The 17,526-nt window shown below is 42.2% G+C and carries 16 protein-coding genes; 14 read left to right on the top strand and 2 right to left on the bottom strand.

Annotated features, from left to right (window positions below; translation table 11 throughout):
• The first annotated feature begins 4 nt into the window (after positions 1-4).
• The 3 genes from OZX76_RS07975 to alr all read left to right on the top strand — a co-directional run bounded on the left by OZX76_RS07975 (position 5) and on the right by alr (position 3,100).
• Positions 5-1,534 carry a DEAD/DEAH box helicase gene (locus OZX76_RS07975; RefSeq protein WP_277179294.1) on the top strand — a complete coding sequence of 510 codons (1,530 nt, stop codon included), beginning with the start codon at positions 5-7 and terminating at the stop codon, positions 1,532-1,534.
• 77 nt (positions 1,535-1,611) lie between these two features.
• Positions 1,612-1,965, top strand: coding sequence for a holo-ACP synthase (gene acpS / locus OZX76_RS07970; protein WP_277179293.1), 354 nt, complete (start codon positions 1,612-1,614; stop codon positions 1,963-1,965).
• Position 1,966: 1 nt separating this feature from the next.
• Positions 1,967-3,100: an alanine racemase gene (gene alr, locus OZX76_RS07965; RefSeq protein ID WP_277179292.1), complete on the top strand. Its 1,134-nt coding sequence runs from the start codon at positions 1,967-1,969 to the stop codon at positions 3,098-3,100.
• 67 nt (positions 3,101-3,167) lie between these two features.
• On the opposite strand, the gene cbpA is transcribed toward alr, so the two are convergent.
• Positions 3,168-3,881: a cyclic di-AMP binding protein CbpA gene (gene cbpA, locus OZX76_RS07960; protein WP_277179291.1), complete on the bottom strand. Its 714-nt coding sequence runs from the start codon at positions 3,879-3,881 to the stop codon at positions 3,168-3,170.
• 191 nt (positions 3,882-4,072) lie between these two features.
• Here cbpA and pth point away from each other — a divergent pair, with 191 nt between their 5' ends.
• The 8 genes from pth to hslO all read left to right on the top strand — a co-directional run bounded on the left by pth (position 4,073) and on the right by hslO (position 13,676).
• The gene (pth, locus tag OZX76_RS07955; protein ID WP_277179289.1) at positions 4,073-4,639 is read left to right on the top strand and encodes an aminoacyl-tRNA hydrolase; all 567 of its coding nucleotides are present in this window, start codon (positions 4,073-4,075) and stop codon (positions 4,637-4,639) included.
• Between the two features lies 1 nt (position 4,640).
• On the top strand, positions 4,641-8,132 hold the full coding sequence (gene mfd / locus OZX76_RS07950; RefSeq protein ID WP_277179288.1) for a transcription-repair coupling factor: 3,492 nt from the start codon (positions 4,641-4,643) through the stop codon (positions 8,130-8,132).
• A 9-nt stretch (positions 8,133-8,141) separates the two neighbouring features.
• Positions 8,142-8,384 (top strand): RNA-binding S4 domain-containing protein, encoded by a 243-nt coding sequence (locus OZX76_RS07945; protein WP_277179287.1) that lies wholly within the window; start codon positions 8,142-8,144, stop codon positions 8,382-8,384.
• 79 nt (positions 8,385-8,463) lie between these two features.
• Positions 8,464-8,838 carry a septum formation initiator family protein gene (locus tag OZX76_RS07940; protein WP_277179286.1) on the top strand — a complete coding sequence of 125 codons (375 nt, stop codon included), beginning with the start codon at positions 8,464-8,466 and terminating at the stop codon, positions 8,836-8,838.
• Positions 8,838-9,203: a S1 RNA-binding domain-containing protein gene (locus tag OZX76_RS07935; RefSeq protein ID WP_277179284.1), complete on the top strand. Its 366-nt coding sequence runs from the start codon at positions 8,838-8,840 to the stop codon at positions 9,201-9,203. Before OZX76_RS07940 ends, OZX76_RS07935 begins: the two co-directional genes overlap by 1 nt.
• Positions 9,193-10,458, top strand: a complete 1,266-nt coding sequence (gene tilS / locus OZX76_RS07930; protein ID WP_277179283.1) for a tRNA lysidine(34) synthetase TilS — start codon at positions 9,193-9,195, stop codon at positions 10,456-10,458. The genes OZX76_RS07935 and tilS overlap by 11 nt, the downstream gene beginning before the upstream one ends.
• A gap of 86 nt (positions 10,459-10,544) precedes the next feature.
• On the top strand, positions 10,545-12,737 hold the full coding sequence (ftsH, locus tag OZX76_RS07925) for an ATP-dependent zinc metalloprotease FtsH (protein WP_277179282.1): 2,193 nt from the start codon (positions 10,545-10,547) through the stop codon (positions 12,735-12,737).
• Positions 12,738-12,785: 48 nt separating this feature from the next.
• A complete protein-coding gene (gene hslO, locus OZX76_RS07920; RefSeq protein WP_277179281.1) occupies positions 12,786-13,676 on the top strand; it encodes an Hsp33 family molecular chaperone HslO in 891 nt (296 codons plus the stop codon).
• A gap of 19 nt (positions 13,677-13,695) precedes the next feature.
• Here the strand turns inward: hslO and OZX76_RS07915 are convergent, their stop codons facing one another.
• Positions 13,696-14,037 carry a DUF2568 domain-containing protein gene (locus OZX76_RS07915; RefSeq protein ID WP_277179280.1) on the bottom strand — a complete coding sequence of 114 codons (342 nt, stop codon included), beginning with the start codon at positions 14,035-14,037 and terminating at the stop codon, positions 13,696-13,698.
• Between the two features lie 113 nt (positions 14,038-14,150).
• Between OZX76_RS07915 and OZX76_RS07910 the strand changes: the two genes are divergently transcribed.
• From OZX76_RS07910 to lysS, 3 genes are all read left to right on the top strand, one after another.
• Positions 14,151-14,777 carry a histidine phosphatase family protein gene (locus OZX76_RS07910; protein WP_277179279.1) on the top strand — a complete coding sequence of 209 codons (627 nt, stop codon included), beginning with the start codon at positions 14,151-14,153 and terminating at the stop codon, positions 14,775-14,777.
• Positions 14,778-14,875: 98 nt separating this feature from the next.
• Positions 14,876-15,889, top strand: coding sequence for a tRNA dihydrouridine synthase DusB (dusB, locus tag OZX76_RS07905; RefSeq protein WP_277179278.1), 1,014 nt, complete (start codon positions 14,876-14,878; stop codon positions 15,887-15,889).
• 22 nt (positions 15,890-15,911) lie between these two features.
• Positions 15,912-17,468 (top strand): lysine--tRNA ligase, encoded by a 1,557-nt coding sequence (gene lysS / locus OZX76_RS07900; RefSeq protein ID WP_277179277.1) that lies wholly within the window; start codon positions 15,912-15,914, stop codon positions 17,466-17,468.
• The last annotated feature ends 58 nt before the right edge of the window (positions 17,469-17,526 follow it).

Genomic DNA, 17,526 nt, shown 5'->3' with positions numbered 1-17,526 from the left:
TTTAGTGAAATTTTCGGAATTAGGATTAAATGATGAACTTCTAAAAGCGATTAAGCGTTCAGGCTTCGAGGAAGCAACTCCAATCCAGGAACAAACAATTCCACTTGCCTTAGCGGGCAAAGATGTAATTGGTCAAGCACAGACCGGTACTGGTAAGACAGCTGCCTTTGCTTTGCCAATTTTACAAAACTTAGAAAAGCAACATAACACTATTCAGGCGTTAATTATTGAACCAACGCGTGAATTAGCAATCCAAACACAAGAAGAACTTTTCCGTTTAGGCCGCGATGAAAAGGCGCGTGTCCAAGTTGTATACGGCGGGGCTGATATTGGCCGCCAAATTCGCTCACTTAAAAAGCAAGTGCCAGCAATCTTAGTTGGTACTCCTGGTCGTCTACTTGACCACTTGAAGCGTAAGACAATTGACTTAGAAGATGTCAACACTATTGTGCTTGATGAAGCCGATGAAATGCTCGATATGGGCTTTATCCAAGATATTGAAAGTATCTTGAGCTACGTTAAAAACCGCAAGCAAACTTTGCTGTTTAGTGCAACAATGCCGAAGCCAATTTTACACATTAGTGAAAAATTCATGAACAATCCTGAGATTGTTCGCATTAAGGCAAAAGAATTAACTGCTGACTTAATTGACCAATACTTCGTTCGGGCTAAAGATTCAGAAAAATTCGACATTATGTGTCGGTTAATTGACGTTGAAAGTCCTGACTTAGCAGTTATCTTTGTTCGGACTAAGCGGCGCGTTGATGAAGTTAACCGTGGACTGCAAGCACGTGGCTATAACGCTGCTGGTATTCACGGGGACTTGTCGCAAGCTCGCCGGATGAGTGTTCTAAAACGTTTCCGTGCTGGTAAGCTTGATATCTTAGTTGCAACTGATGTTGCCGCACGTGGACTTGATATTTCAGGTGTAACCCATGTTTACAATTATGATATTCCCCAAGATCCAGATTCATACGTACACCGTATTGGTCGTACCGGTCGTGCCGGTCAAAATGGGATGTCTGTTACCTTTGTTACGCCAAACGAAATTGGCTACATGCGGACAATTGAGCAGCTAACCAAGAAGAAGATGGAGCCACTTCGTCCACCATCAGATGACCAGGCTTTCCGTGGTCAATTAAAGGTTGCCAAGTCTAAGATTGAAGACTTGATGAAGGAAGACTTGTCTAAGTATACCCAAGATGCTAATGAACTGTTAGAAAACTATTCAGCAGTTGATCTTGCTTCTGCCTTGCTCAAGAATTTATCTAAGGATTCTTCAAAGGTTGAGGTTAAGATTAGTTCCGAAAAGCCATTGCCGTATAAGGGCGGTGGTCGTCGCAGTGGCGGCCGCGGTCGTGGGCATTACGGTCATGGCTCAAGAGGTGGTCACAGCAGCCGTAGTGGTTATCGTGGCGGCGACCGCAACCATCGCGGTGGTGATCGGGATCATGGTCATGGCGGTTATCGCGGTAACCGTTCACGTCGCAGTGGCGGCGGTCACAACTTTGTGATTAAGAATAAAAAAGATTAATGATTTATTTAAAAATGAGTTGTTCTGATGAACAGCTCATTTTTTGTATTATAATTTTGGAATGTGAGGTAGAGAAAATGATTGTTGGCGTAGGAATTGACGCGGTTGAAGTTGAACGAGTTGCTAAGATTGTCGCTAAGGGTGATAACTTTGCCAAACGGGCGTTGACACCCAAAGAGTTTGCCCAATACCAAAAATTGCAGGGCAAGCGCAAGGTTGAATATCTTGGTGGCCGGTTTTCAATTAAAGAAGCTTTTTCTAAAGCAATGGGGACAGGCCTTGGTAAGTCTCTTGGCCTGCAGGATGTGGAAACCTTGTGGGATGATTGGGGACATCCCGTAACGACTTCGCCTAAGTTCAGCGGCAAAATTTTTCCAAGTATTACCCATGACAATCACGAAATTATTACATTAATTGTGTTGGAGAAATAAAATGGTTCCAGGAATACATCGTCCGGCAGCAGTTCATGTCGACTTAGATGCAATTAGACAAAATGTTAGACAAGAATTAAGACACTTAGAATTAGGGCAAAAATTGTTTGCCGTAGTTAAGGCAAATGCATACGGCCACGGCGCGGTTAAGGTTGCTCAAGTGGCAGCTGAAGAAGGTACCGCGGGCTTTTGTGTTGCACTTTTAGATGAAGCATTAGAGCTGCGGCAAGCTGGTATTACGCAGCCAATCTTAGTGCTAGGGGTAACCCCAGCTGAGTATGCGGTTCTAGCAGCGGCAAACGGTGTCTCACTGACAGTGCCAGATTTGGCGTGGCTAAAGGCAGCGGCGGTAAAGTTAGCGGCCACTGACTGGCAGTTAAAGATTCACTTGGCGATTGATTCTGGTATGGGGCGTATTGGTTTTAGCGAGGATCAAGAATTTGTGGCTGCCAATGATTTCTTGTTAGCTCATGAGTGCAGTTTTTATGTGGAAGGAATGTTTACCCACTTTGCGTCGGCTGATAGTAGCGATGATTCTTACTTTAAGCAGCAAGTTGTTCGGTTTAACCACTTAAAAGACTTGCTTAAGGTTAAGCCGAAATGGATTCACGTTGATAATACTGCAGCCAGCATTTTTGGTAAAAAAATCCATAGCGACCTAGTGCGTTTTGGCATTGGTCTCTATGGCTTGAATCCATCTTCAAATCCAGCTAGCAGCGATTTACCTGCTCAAATTAAATTGCAACCAGCGCTGTCATTTGAAAGTGAGTTGGTACAGGTTCATATGATTCACTGCGGTCAAGGTGTCGGCTATGGCTCAACTTATGTTGCCGATGGTGACCAAATAATTGGGACGGTTCCCGTGGGTTACGCTGACGGTTTTATTCGGAAGTTTCAGGGCTTTAAAATTAAGGTCGGGGAAGAATATTGCCCGATTGTTGGCCGTGTTTGCATGGATCAGTTAATGGTGCGCTTGCCGCATGAAATGCCTGCTGGCACTAAGGTAGTGCTGATTGATAATAACCCGGCTGCACCTAATAATATTAAGGCAGCAGCTGATTATGTTGACACCATTCATTATGAAGTTGCCTGTTTATTAGATGATCGGTTGCCACGGATTTATGATCATGAGTAATTAAATTTTAAATTCAAAAACCGCTGCTAATTTACCTTTAGCAGCGGTTTTATTAGGTTAGTGAATTTTACTCATTGTCTTCTGCAGCATCATTGATATAAACACCGGGATTTTCATCACTCATGATAGTCATACCTGCTTGTAGATCTTCGATCTCGGTCACGACATACCCCTTGTGTTCCAATTTACCCACAATAGTTTTAAGAACTTCAAGAGTAACACCTGAAGGTAGGGTGAACAGAATCCGACGCACAAAGGTGCCATCTGACTCAGCAGCAGTTGCGTCTAAGCTCATGACACCGGCAATGTTGGAATATTTAGTAATGACTTTAGTCATTTTAGCTAAATTTCCACGGTTGTTGTCGGTTAACACTGTGAATACGTAAGAACCGGTTTTTACATTCCAGGCGTTGGATAACATGTCCAGTAAGCGCGAGTGCGTTAAAATGCCGTAAAACTTACCGCCCTCGTCTAAAACTGTGATATAAGGTAAGTCCTTGATTGTGAAGAAAACTTTAAAAAAAGGTGAGTTTACTTTAATTGTTTTAGTAGCATTTTTAAGTAAGTCAGTAACCGGTAAACTCATGTCCTTGCCTTGGGACTTGTGCCGGTAAATGTGCATTTTATAAATATTACCGCGGAAAATAGTGCCAGTATCGTCAAGAATTGGCACACACCGAAAGCCGGAATCTTCCAAAATTTTAAGTGCCTCTTCAAGCGTAGCGTGTTCGTTAACCGTTGTTAGGTAATCTTTTTTAATAACTAAAGATTTGATAAGCATGAGATTGCCTCCGTTTGTATAAATAATCCCCGTAATTATAACATAGATGGTTTTACGATTAAATAAACATTAAAACAAATTGCTAACCTGTAAAATTCAAGTGAAAATCAGCCAGCGAATTGTAGCTGCTGGTCCAAATAAATGGTGCGAATGTGCTATTATTAATACGACTAAATACAAGGGGAAATTTAATGAAAATTATTGCAGGTCTGGGTAATCCAGGTAAAAAATATGATGGCACAAAACATAATACGGGCTTTATGGCCTTAGACCATTATCTAGCAGAAAATGGGCTTACGCTTGAACGTGATAAGTTTGAAGGCAAATTTACCAAGCAAAAAATCAAAGGCACAGATGTTATCCTGCTTGAACCGCAGACATATATGAATGACTCTGGTCGTTCTGTTGCACAAGTCGCACACTTTTTTAAGGTTGAGCCGCAAGATATTTTGATTATTCATGATGACATGGATATGGCTCTGGGCAAGATTCGTGTTCGGGCCAATGGCAAGTCTGGCGGCCACAACGGAATTAGAAGCATTATTCGTGATTTAGGCACGAGCAATTTTAACCGGTTAAAGATTGGTATTCGGCATCCCGCAGAAGTCACAGAAGCTAGTGTGATTTCTTGGGTGTTGTCCCCGTTTAATAAGGAGCAGCAAGAGTTAATGGCAGCCGCTTTTGCCAAAAGCAGTCAGATTATCGATGACTTCATTGCGGGCGAAAGCAGCCAATATTTGATGAATAAATATAACTAAAATGCGTTTAACAAATTTACTTGAGCAAGATCAAGGGCTAACAGATTTTATTAAAAAAGTTACCCAAGTTAAGAATTCCCTGATCACTGGCGCCACCGCCGGTGCTTTTAGTCTGCTTTTAAAACAGATTGTCTACCAATTAAAGCAGCCGCTTTTGTTAATTGAGGAAAATGAGAGCAAGGCACAAAAGTTAGCCAGTGAATTAAGTGCGATTATGCCTAGTGGCATGGTGCAAAGCTTTCCGGTGGATGCGACCATTGCCACGCAAACCGCGGTAAGCTCGCCGGACGAACTTAGCCAGCGGATCCAAGCACTCAACTTTTTGTTAAGCGAGCAAGCGGGGATTGTGGTAACAACACCGCAAGGATTGCAGTATAAGTTATCGGCTCCAGATGCCTTCAAAGAGGCGCGGCGTAAATTTGCGCCGGGTAAAGAATTTGATTTGGCTGCTCTAACCAATTGGCTCGTGCAGACCGGGTATCGCCGTGAAAATTTGGTTGCTCGTCCAGGTGAATTTGCTTTACGCGGGGATATTTTAGATATTTATCCCTTGGACCGAGAAAATCCAATTAGAATGGAATTTTTCGGCGATGAAATTGATACAATTAAGGAATTTGACTTAGCTAGTCAACGTAGTCAAACAACTCTGGATCAAGTTACCGTTGCGGCGGCACAGGATCGGGTCTTTACGGCAAGTGACTTTGCTCGGGCAACGAAAGCCATTGTCAAGGCGATGGCTGATGCGCCGGCACCAGAAAAAGCGGTCAAGGATCATTTCACGCAGACGCTTGATGAGCTTAAGGACGGCACACTGCCGCAAAATTATGCCTTTTTAGTTGATTTTTTAATTAAGGAACCGAGTACGCTATCAGCATATTTGGCACCAGATGGCGTAATTTTACTAGATGACTGGCCGCTAATTGATCAAGCAGTTAAAACAGTTGATGAGCAAAATGCTGGCTTTATTGATGATGAATTAAAGACTGGGGCAATCTTGCCAGGGCAGGAATTACGCGCTAATTTTAACCAAAATTGGACTAAGGACCAGCACGCGCATATTTACTTTTCGCTCTTTCAACGGGGTATGGGCCGCATTCGCTTGGGGCAATTGTTTGACTGGCAAACCCGTGAGCCACAACAATTTTTTAGTCAGATGCCACTGATTAAAACCGAAATTGAATCTTACCAAAAGACGCGGCAAACGGTTGTTTTGCAGGCGGATAATGATAAGCGGGCACGTCAGATTAGTCAAACAATGGCAGAGTTTGACCTTGATGTGCCCGTGGTTAACACTGAAGCAATTAGTGAACACCAAACGCAGATTATTGTTGGCGGTTTTAACAGCGGTTTTACACTGTCCAGAATTAATTTGGTCTACTTGACCGAGCACGAATTATTTAATAAGACGACGCACCATAAGCGCCGAATTAAAACTTTGGAAAATGCGCAACGCTTGCGTAATTATACTGAACTTAAGCCCGGCGATTATGTTGTTCACGTTAATCACGGGATTGGTCGCTTTGAAGGCATTAAAACGCTGGAAAATCAGGGCATTAAGCGTGACTACATCACAATTACCTACCAGCATGGTGACCAATTGTTTGTGCCTGCCGACCAATTAAGCTTGGTGCAAAAGTATGTTGCCTCAGAAGGTAAACACCCGCACATTAACAAGCTGGGCGGCAGCGAATGGGCTAAAACAAAGCGTAAGGTACAGTCGAAGGTTGAAGATATTGCCGATGATCTAATTGCGCTGTATGCCAAACGTGAATCTGAAAAGGGCTTTGCCTTTTCACCGGATGATGAGCTGCAGCGGCAATTTGAAGATTCTTTTCCGTATGTGGAAACCCCGGACCAGTTGCGTTCAATTAAGGAAATCAAGCACGACATGGAACAGGATAAGCCGATGGACAGGCTGCTTGTGGGGGATGTTGGCTTCGGTAAGACAGAAGTAGCATTGCGGGCGGCTTTTAAGGCTATCCAAGATAATAAACAAGTGGCGTTTTTGGTGCCAACAACGATTTTGGCGCAGCAGCATTATGAAACAATTCAAGATCGGTTTAAGGACTTTCCGGTTAATTTTGCGATGCTGTCTCGTTTTCAGACCGCAGCAGAAGCTAAAAAGATTATTGCTGGTTTAAAAGATGGCCAGATTGACCTAGTGGTTGGGACGCACCGGATTTTATCCAAAGATGTTAAATTTAAAAATCTGGGACTGTTAATTGTTGACGAAGAACAGCGTTTCGGCGTTAAGCATAAGGAAAAGTTAAAGGAACTCAAGGCTAACATTGATGTTCTAACCTTGACGGCAACGCCAATTCCGCGAACGCTGCACATGTCAATGGTCGGTGTGCGTGACTTATCGGTAATGGAAACACCGCCGTCGAATCGCTATCCGATTCAAACTTATGTCATGGAACAGATTCCGAGTGTGATTAAAGATGCGTGCTTGCGCGAAATGCAGCGCGGCGGGCAGGTCTTTTACCTGCATAATCGCATTGGTGATATCGACGATGTTGTTAATCAGCTGCAAAATTTGATTCCGCAAGCGCGAATTGCTAGTGTTCACGGGCGGATGAGTCAAAATCAAATGGAAGACATCCTGTACCGCTTTTTGAATCGTGAATTTGATATTTTGGTTACCACAACCATTATTGAAACTGGAATTGACATGCCCAACGTGAATACAATGATTGTGGAAGATGCCGATCATTACGGCTTAAGTCAGCTTTATCAGCTGCGTGGTCGCATTGGCCGCAGTGCCCGATTAGCCTATGCCTACTTTTTGTATCAACCTAATAAGGTCTTAACGGAAATTGGTGAAAAGCGACTTGATGCGATTCGTGATTTTACGGAATTGGGTTCCGGCTTTAAGATTGCGATGCGTGATTTGTCAATTCGTGGTGCTGGCAACATGCTTGGCGCGCAGCAGCATGGCTTCATTGACAGCGTAGGGTACGATTTATACTCGCAAATGCTGGCTGATGCGGTGCGCGAGCGCAAGGGCAAAAAGCGGATTAAAAAGACTAATGCAGAAATTGATTTGGGACTGGAAGCCTATATTCCTGACACTTATATCGGCGATCAAGAAGAGAAGATTGAGTCGTATAAGAAAATTAAGGCTGCTGATGCGGATGAACTTAACCAAATTCAGGATGAATTAATCGACCGCTTCGGTGATTATCCGGAGCCGGTTGAAAATCTGCTGGCAATGGCTAATTTAAAGATTGAGACTGATTCGGCTCAAGTCTTAAATATTGTTAAAACAGCTAATCGGGTTAAAGTCGAGTTTTCATCCGACGCTAGCCGTGAATTAGAAGGGCCGAATATTTTTAAAGCCTTGGAACACGTTAACTTAAAGGCTAAAATAAGTCTGTCGCCGCAAAAGCGGCTGGTAGTTCTATTGGAATTACCAGACAACGAAAATAGTCGCATGCTGACAAACGAATTGATGACGTTTATGACTGCAGCAAGTGACATTATTCAAAGATAGAGGTTAAAAATGCGAATTGATAAATTTTTAAAAGTTTCGCGGTTGGTTAAGAGACGGCCAATTGCTAAAGAAATGGCGGATCAAGGACGAATTAAGGTTAATGACCGAGTTGTTAAGTCCAGCTATGATGTGAAGGTCGGGGACATTATTGAGGTCGGTTATGGTTCACGGCAAGTTAAGGCCAAGGTATGTGCTATCCGTGAAACTACTAAAAAGGCAGAAGCAAGCGAGCTTTATGAACTAATTGATTAATCGCTTTCGATATTAATGACTTTTATAGGTGGCCTTGTTATAATTAAAATAGTATTGTTTTAATAATAGGGGATCAAAAATGAAAGGACCACGTATTTATAATTCGCTTAGTCCAGAAGAGCGAATGGCGCGTTTAAGGCGTAAACAGGAAAAAAGAGAACGAGAAGTGCACCGCGTACGGCGTAACCGGATAATTGCCGTTTTTGTAATTATCTTTGTCTTTTTGGGTGTGCAGATTGCAGTTACGCACGCGCAGACTAGTCGGATTAACAGTCAGGTGCAGGCTTCTAAAAAGTCGCTTAGTACGATTAATAAGGAAAAGCAAGCTCTGTCTGCAAAACGTGATGACCTCAAAGATCCGGATTACGTTGCTAAACTGGTGCGGTTCAAATTTTTATATTCTAAACCTAATGAAACAATCTACAATATTCCAGAAGAAAAAGATAATAATTAATGAAATATCAAGTAGGACAACGGATAACTGGTGTAGTTAATAATATAACCGATCTAGGCATTTTTGTGTCATTGCCTAAACGGCATTCAGGGTTAATACACCACAGTGATTTTGGCAATAATTGGGATCGTGAGCGGCATAATTATCGCGTTGGTCAGAGCGTTCGCGTGGTAATTATTCACAATTTTAAAGGGAAAATTGGTTTATCGAAGATGCGGGTTAATGACCCGACAATTGTTGATCATACTAACCAGTTTTCTTCTGTAAAAAAGGGCGATTTTTTAGATGTACTGACTAAAACAGTCACGGACGCAGAAGCTGAAATTAAAAAATTGCATCAAGAACTAATAAATTATGGCGACTGAGATTGCAGACTTTTTTAAGCAAAATAATTTGCCGTTAGCTAACAAGACATTGGTGGTAGCCACCAGTGGCGGTCCGGACTCAATGGCGCTGCTTGCCATGATTAACGCCGTGCAGGCAAAATATCAGCTGAAAATAATCGCGGCTCACTTGGATCACCAATTGCGATCTGATTCTAAAAGGGAAGCTGAAGTGATTGAGCAGTATTGTCGCGACAGACAGATTAAAGTGATTAATACTGTTTGGCCAATTCAACTACACCCGCGAAAAGGAATAGAAGCAGCCGCGCGTGATTTTCGCTATTCTTTTTTGTTAAAAGTAATGCAGCAAGAGCACGGCGATTATCTGCTAACGGCTCATCATTGTGATGACTTGCTGGAGAATATTTTGTTAAAATTTATTCGCTCTGGTAATCCTAACGAAATGAATAGTTTAACGGCGGTTGGTCAGCGGCAAGGAATTAAATTATTGCGGCCATTGCTGACCTATAATAAGGATGAACTGCTTTTATATGATGGCAGACATCAGGTGCCTTTTGTTCAGGACACTACGAATGCGGAAGATGATGTTTTACGCAATCGCCTGCGGCATCATGTTGTGCCGCTGTTAAAACAGGAGAATCCGGTAATTGGTCATAATGCTTTGCGTTATAGTGAACAAATGAACGTCTTAACTACCCTTGCGAAAAGAGCATTTGCGGCAGTTGCTCCGCCTGAACAAATACTGAGTTTTGCCTACCGGCAAAATCAGGCTGAGCTTGCCGCGTTTTCTAGTCAGGAACAGATTGTTTATTGGCAGAACTTTATTTGGCGGACGTGGCATGTTCGGGTCAACGAAAAATTGGCGGGCTTTGAATTAATTAATTATCAAAAATATTGGTACATCATGCCTGTTAAGTTGCCATCACGCCCGCAGGCAACGGCAGTTAAATTGGATGTCGAATTTAACTGGGGATCGCGCCACTTAATGGTTAGTCAAACTTACGATGCAGCTGGTCAATTAGTGGGGCAGTTTAAGGCGCAGATTGCCGCACAATTACTAGCTTGCTCTTTACCACAAGGGGTAAAATTGCTTTTGAAAAATGGTCACCATGTCAAAAGTAAGAAAAAGTTCGCTCAAAACGGCATTCCTGCAATATTGCGACCCTACTGCTTAACTTTAGTTGCCAATAAGCGGGTCTTGTTTGTCGAAAATGCATACAGTAATCAAGAAACTGGTTTTAACGCAGACCAATATTATGTTTATAACATTAAATGATAAGATCCTTTAAAATATTAGAGCATTAGTGAAATTTGTGTTAAACTTTTATTCGTATATTTCTAGAAACTTTGCGGAGGTTTTTTATGAAGAATAACCGGAATCGGCTGCTATCGAATGGCCTGTTCTATATAGTTGTTTTCCTTCTATTATTGGGAGGTATCAACTGGGCTCTTGGCGGCTCTGATAATTCTGGTGGCAGTGAAAATATTAGCTACTCTGAATTTGTCAAAGACTTGCGTCAAGGCAAAGTTAAAAACTTTAATGTTCAGCCTGCTAACGGGGTTTATACTGTTTCAGGCAGTTATAAGACAGCACAAGGAAGTAAGGGCCAATCGAAAAACAGTTTTGACTTCTTTAGTGGTAATTCGGGCGCACAAGTAACACGATTTTCAACTACAATGCTGCAGAATGATTCAAGTGTCGCTAATGTTCAGGATTTAGCTCAAAAAAGCGATACGAAGATGACAACTCAGGGAGAGTCGCAATCAGGCAATTGGATTTCAACAATTGTGATGTTAGTGCCGACTGTCTTGTTTATTGTCATGATGTGGATGATGATTAGTCAGGCCGGTGGCGGTGGCCGTGGCGGTTCAGGCGGCGGCATAATGAACTTTGGTCGTTCACACGTTAAGCCTGAAGATCCTAAAAAGAATAAGGTTCGCTTCTCCGATGTTGCTGGTGAAGAGGAAGAAAAGCAGGAATTAGTTGAAGTCGTTGAATTCTTAAAGAATCCAGCTAAATTTACTAAACTTGGTGCCAAAATTCCGTCAGGTGTCTTGCTTGAAGGTCCTCCGGGTACCGGTAAGACTTTGCTTGCACGCGCTGTTGCCGGTGAAGCCAACGTACCATTCTTCTCAATTTCTGGTTCCGACTTCGTAGAAATGTTTGTCGGTGTCGGTGCTAGTCGAGTTCGTGATTTGTTTACCAATGCCAAGAAAAACGCACCAAGTATTATCTTTATTGATGAAATTGATGCTATCGGACGTCGACGTGGCAGTAATGCCAGCGGCGGTGGTAATGATGAACGTGAACAGACCTTGAACCAATTATTGGTTGAAATGGACGGCTTCGAAGGTAACGAAGGAGTTATCGTAATTGCCGCAACTAACCGGTCTGATGTCTTGGATCCAGCGTTGCTGCGTCCAGGTCGGTTTGACCGTAAAGTCTTGGTTGGCACACCTGATGTTCGTGGTCGTGAAGCTATTTTACGGGTTCATGCCAAGAACATGCCATTAGCTGCTGACGTTGACTTAAAGGAAATTGCTCGTCAGACCCCAGGATTTGTTGGTGCTGACCTTGCTAACCTTCTAAATGAAGCTGCATTGCTTGCAGCTCGGCGTAATGGTACTGAAATTACTGCCTCTGATCTTGATGAAGCTGAAGACCGAGTAATTGCTGGACCAGCTAAGAAGAACAGCATGATTTCTAAGAAAGAACGCGAACGTGTTGCTTTCCACGAGGCAGGTCACTCAATCTGTGGGTTGGTCTTAAGTGATTCACGGACTGTTCGCAAGGTTACGATTGTTCCTCATGGTCGCACTGGTGGTTATAATTTAATGTTGCCAAAGGATGACCAATTCTTATTAACCAAAAAGCAATTAATGGAACAAATTGTTGGGCTAATGGGCGGTCGTGCTGGCGAAGAAGTTGTTGTTGGTGACCAATCAACGGGTGCTTCTAACGACTTTGAACAAGCAACACAAATTGCTCACAGTATGGTTGTTAATTATGGGATGACCGATTCGTTAGGAATGGTTGAGCTTGAAAAAGAAGGCGAGACTAATCCTTACGGCTTTAAGCCATACAGTGAAGCAACTTCGGCTAAGATTGACGAGGCTGTTAAAGAACTTCTTGATGAGGCTCACGCCAAGGCTGTGGAAATTGTCAAGGATAACCGCGACAAGCACCGGGTAATTGCTGAAGCGTTGCTGAAGTATGAAACTTTAGACGAAAAGCAGATTATGTCACTGTATACAACGGGTAAGATGCCAGAAAAGATGCCAGAATACCCAAGTGAGTCTAAGGCTTTGACTTATGAAGAAGCTAAGGCAGCTGCTGAAAAGAAAGAAAACCATAAGGCAACTATTACTGCCGAAAAGGAAACCGAAGATAAAGATAGTAAACATGTTCATTCTGAAGAAGTAGTCGAAACTCCTTTAGAGAAGAATGAGGAAGTGGGAGAGCAAAATCCGGAAAATCCAGAGAAGACTCATGAAACTGATACCGATTCTTCATCTAAGGATCACGATCATTCTTCTGATGATCAACAAGATTAATAATTAATAGGGCCTGACTGCAGGCTCTATTTTTTTAGGAGAACTAAAATGAGCGATTATTTAATTAAGGCAATTGATAAAACAAAAAATTTACGGTTATTAACGGTAACGGCTAAGGATTTAGTCCAAGAAGCTCAGACCAGACATGATACTTGGTCAGCGTCTTCTGCTGTTTTAGGGCGGACCTTAGTTGCTGGTGTCTTATTAGCGGGAGCCGAATTGACTGATCAGGAAGAATTGACGGTGCGCTTACTTGGCAATGGCCCAGTTGGTCCAACAATAGTTACGGCCCAGTCTGACTTAACAGTCAAAGGTTATGTAAAAAATCCGCACATTGCTTTGCCACCACGTGCTGATGGTCATATCGATGTTAAAAAGGCTGTTGGTCAAGGCTGGTTAGAAATCACAAAAGACTTGGGCTTAAAGGAACCATACACGGGTCAAGTGCCAATTGTGTCTGGTGAAATTGCCGAGGACGTTGCTTACTACCTCACTAAGTCAGAACAAATTCCGTCAGCAGTTGGTTTGTCAGTTTTTGTTAATCCGAATAATACAATCGGTGAAGCTGGTGGCTTTATGCTGCAAGCTTTGCCGGGAGCTAGTGACAGTTTGATTACCAAGACGATTAAGCATATTGATGATTTGCCAGCGCTGTCAACTTCATTTTTGGCGGGGATGACACCCGAAGACTTGGCTCGCAAGATTTTAGGAACTGACTGCAAGATTTTGGCAAAAGAACCGGTAGCTTTTAAGTGTGATTGCTCAAAGGGAAAATATGCTGATATTTTGGAAACCCTTAAGGTTGAGCAATTACAGTCGATGATTGCCGAGGATCATGGTGCTGAATTAACCTGCAGCTTCTGCGGGAATAAGTATCACTATACGGAAGCTGAATTAAAGGATATTTTGGCAAAGAAAAAAGAAGACAAAGAATATTAAGTCGGTGTCTTCTGTGAAATTAGAGTTGTTCAATTTTGAGTAGGTACATTAAGATCAGGTCAATTACTGCAATTGCAGAATAGATGCTGCCAATGGATTTACCAAAGATGATGACCCAACAGCTACTGCCAAGGGTATAAACAATGACTTCTAGTATTAGTTTGGCAATACCAGTCAGGGCTTGAGGTGAGTGTGGTGCGCCGTAGCGCGACCAGACTAAGGAAATAAGGATTTCTACTGCGGCAAAGGTAATTTTGCTTAGAAAGTCATGCTTAATAAACGTGCCGCTGAAGATGCCAATTACTGTTGCACATTCTAATAAAAAGCGGCAGCTAAGTGTAATTATTTTGATAAAATTCATCAACCATTATCCTTTCTATTATTTTTTAAGTATAATTCAAAATCAGGGTGCGGTTAATACCAATTTTGATTATAATAAAAGGGTTGAGCAAAGATGAAAAGGAGTGTAACAACATGTTAAATGTCTATATTGTGCGTCACGGTGAAACCGATACAAATAAAAGCCTGAAAATTAATGGTTCTGCTACTGACTTGCCACTTAATGAAACTGGTATTAAGCAAGTTGAAGCCTTGCGCGACAGTTTTGATATTAGTCAGATTGATTGTGTTTATGCCAGTCCACTTACAAGAGCAAAGCAAACGGCTGAAATTATCGATCGCGGTCAGCACCAAATTATTCTTGACGACCGCTTAAAAGAAATGAATTATGGCAATTGGGATGGCAAAGATGCGCTTGAAATTAAGCAAAAATTTCCCCAAGCTTTTGATGAATTAGGATATTTTACAGAAGATTACAGTGACTATTGCAGCGGCGAGAGCTATCAACATTTAGCTGACCGGTTGATGGACTTTTGGCATGATTTAGTGCAAAAACATGAAAATGAATCGGTGCTGCTTGTATTTCATGGGACTGCTTCACGTTCTCTAGTTCAAAATGTATTAGGGATTCCACATATTTCCTTAGTTGGTGAGGCGCAAAATGCTGGTGTGATTAACTTCTCAGTTGATGATCGCAGCAAAAAAGCCTTCTTGCGTTATTACAACCGGGTAGCTCCTAGCAATTTCTTTATTGCAAAATAAGATAACTGCAAGTTATTCTTTTAAGTGATTGACACCGTGAAATTTTGCTGATTTAGTCTTTTTTGTTATGATGTTAAAGTATTTGAAAGGATGATTTGGTGGATAATAGTTGGAAGATTCGCGATATTACCATTCCTAATCGTGTGGTTGTTGCACCGATGGCTGGAGTTTCAAATTCGGCATTTCGGATGATTTGTAAAGAATTTGGCGCTGGAATGGTTGTTTGCGAGATGATTTCTGATCATGGAATCATTTATCGAAATAAAAAAACAATGTCGATGATGAAGGTTGATCCGCGTGAACACCCAATGAGTATTCAGATTTTTGGGGGAACTGAAGAGACATTACTGCAGGCGGCGCAGTACATTGACCAGCATACCGATGCTGATATCATTGATATTAATATGGGTTGTCCAGTACCCAAAATCACAAAAACGGATGCCGGTTCTAAATGGTTGCTTGATTCGAACAAGATTTATCAAATGGTGCATGCAGTTGTCCAAAACGTGTCAAAACCTGTGAGTGTTAAGATGCGCATTGGCTGGGATCGTAAGCATATTTTTGCTGTAGAGAATGCACTAGCGGCTCAAGAAGCTGGTGCCAGCATGATAGCAATGCATGGTAGAACACGCAAACAGATGTATCAGGGACATGCGGACTGGGAAACGTTGCATGATGTTGCCCAAGTGCTTGATGTGCCATTTGTTGCTAACGGTGACATTGCAACACCGGAATTAGCTGAAAAGGCATTAAAGGAAATTGGCTCAACAGCAGTAATGGTTGGTCGGGCCGCCTTGGGTAATCCGTGGATTTTGAAAGATATGACCCATTATTTGGCAACCGGTGAGCGCCTAACACCGCAAACTGTGCGCGAAAAGGTAGCAACTGCCAAACACCAATTGCAAGGCTTGGTTGACTTAAAGGGTGAAAAAATTGCGGTACCTGAGTTTAGACAGCAGGCTGCTTATTATTTGAAGGGCGTTCCCCGTTCAGCACGAACCCGTGCTAAAATAAATGAGGTATGGACAGCACAAGAAGTTTACGACTTGCTGGATAATTTTGTTGAAGATTATGAGAAGCGTCAAGCACAAAAAACAGCTCGGCGTGGTTAATAAAGTAATGGAGGAAAAGTAATTGGCAAAGAATGAAATGAATGATCAGTTGATCGTTCGTCGCCAAAAGTTGGCAGAATTACGTGAACATGGCATTGAGCCATATGGCATGAGAAGATTTGAGCGGCAAGATTTAGCGCAAACTTTAAATGAAAAGTATCACGCTGATGATAAGGATGAGTTAAACGAAGATATGCCTAAAACCAGGGTAGCAGGTAGAATGCTTGCTAAGCGTGGTAAGGGTAAAGTTGGTTTTGCTGATCTTTATGACCGTACTGGTAAGATTCAGATTTATGTTAGAAAAGATATGGTTGGCGAAGACAACTACCAAATTTTTAAAAAGTCAGATATTGGTGACTTCTTAGGAATTGATGGTGAAGTCATGAAGACTGACACAGGTGAGCTGACTATTCGGGCAACCCATGTGACTTTCTTGTCCAAGGCTTTACGACCACTTCCTGATAAGTTTCACGGCTTAAAGGATGTTGAACAGATTTATCGGCAACGTTATCTTGATTTGATTACCAATCATGATAGTTACATGCGTTTTGTTCACCGCAGTCAAATTATTCAAGCCATTCGTGATTATCTTAATAAACAAGACTTTTTGGAAGTTGAAACTCCAGTCTTACACGATATTCCTGGTGGTGCAGAAGCACGGCCATTCGTAACCCACCATAATGCACTTGACATTGACCTTTATATGCGGATTGCCTTGGAATTGCCACTTAAGCGGTTAATGGTTGGGGACATGGAACGAGTTTATGAAATCGGCCGTGTCTTCAGAAATGAAGGTATTGATACGCACCATAACCCAGAATTTACAGAACTGGAAACTTATTGTGCCTACTTTGACTTCCACGATGTAATGGATGAAGCAGAAGGCATTATTCGGGCCGCTGCTGAAGTTGTTTCACCAGATGGTAAAGTTACCTACCAAGGTACAGAAATTGATTTAGGCAAGCCGTATCGTCGTGTACACATGGTTGACTTAATTAAGGAAAAGACTGGCGTTGACTTCTGGAAGAAGATGAGCGTTGAAGAAGCAATCAAGATTGCTGAAGATCACGGCATTAAGGTTGAAAGCTTCTGGAAAGTTGGTCACATCATTAATGCTTTCTTTGAAAAGTATTGTGAAGAAACCATTGTTGACCCCACCTTTGTTTATGGTCACCCGGTTGAAATTTCACCATTGGCTAAGAAAAATGCTGACGATCCGCGTTTCACTGACCGGTTTGAAATTTATATTATGGGTGAGGAGTACGGTAACGCCTTTTCCGAATTAAATGATCCAATTGATCAACGCGAGCGTTTTGAAGCACAAATGGCTGAACGTGAAGCTGGTAATGATGAAGCTGATTTGATTGATGAAGATTATCTGCGGGCAATGGAATACGGTATGCCGCCAACAGGTGGACTTGGAATTGGAATTGACCGGTTGGTAATGCTCTTAACGGATGCGCCAGCAATTAGGGATGTTTTGTTGTTCCCAACCATGCGTCCAGAAAAAGTTGAAGACGTTGACCGTGAAGTTCAAGAAGATTTAAAGAAAAAAGCAAAAAATAATTCTGCAAAATAAGCTGTTAGATTAGCCTTTTTGGGCAATTAGGAAATTCTTTTCGAAGAATTTCCTTTTT

Source organism: Lactobacillus sp. ESL0677 (assembly GCF_029392875.1).
Classification (GTDB): domain Bacteria; phylum Bacillota; class Bacilli; order Lactobacillales; family Lactobacillaceae; genus Lactobacillus.
The sequence above is the reverse complement of the archived record's forward strand: the minus strand, read 5'-3'. Positions and strand labels throughout refer to the sequence as shown.

Coding starts and splice junctions, on each gene's coding strand:
- OZX76_RS07940 (WP_277179286.1), top strand. CDS start 8,464: ATGAAAGGACCACGTATTTATAATTCGCTTAGTCCAGAAGAGCGAATG.
- OZX76_RS07945 (WP_277179287.1), top strand. CDS start 8,142: ATGCGAATTGATAAATTTTTAAAAGTTTCGCGGTTGGTTAAGAGACGG.
- pth (WP_277179289.1), top strand. CDS start 4,073: ATGAAAATTATTGCAGGTCTGGGTAATCCAGGTAAAAAATATGATGGC.
- OZX76_RS07915 (WP_277179280.1), bottom strand. CDS start 14,037: ATGAATTTTATCAAAATAATTACACTTAGCTGCCGCTTTTTATTAGAA.
- OZX76_RS07935 (WP_277179284.1), top strand. CDS start 8,838: ATGAAATATCAAGTAGGACAACGGATAACTGGTGTAGTTAATAATATA.
- hslO (WP_277179281.1), top strand. CDS start 12,786: ATGAGCGATTATTTAATTAAGGCAATTGATAAAACAAAAAATTTACGG.
- acpS (WP_277179293.1), top strand. CDS start 1,612: ATGATTGTTGGCGTAGGAATTGACGCGGTTGAAGTTGAACGAGTTGCT.
- cbpA (WP_277179291.1), bottom strand. CDS start 3,881: ATGCTTATCAAATCTTTAGTTATTAAAAAAGATTACCTAACAACGGTT.
- alr (WP_277179292.1), top strand. CDS start 1,967: ATGGTTCCAGGAATACATCGTCCGGCAGCAGTTCATGTCGACTTAGAT.
- OZX76_RS07910 (WP_277179279.1), top strand. CDS start 14,151: ATGTTAAATGTCTATATTGTGCGTCACGGTGAAACCGATACAAATAAA.
- ftsH (WP_277179282.1), top strand. CDS start 10,545: ATGAAGAATAACCGGAATCGGCTGCTATCGAATGGCCTGTTCTATATA.
- mfd (WP_277179288.1), top strand. CDS start 4,641: ATGCGTTTAACAAATTTACTTGAGCAAGATCAAGGGCTAACAGATTTT.
- tilS (WP_277179283.1), top strand. CDS start 9,193: ATGGCGACTGAGATTGCAGACTTTTTTAAGCAAAATAATTTGCCGTTA.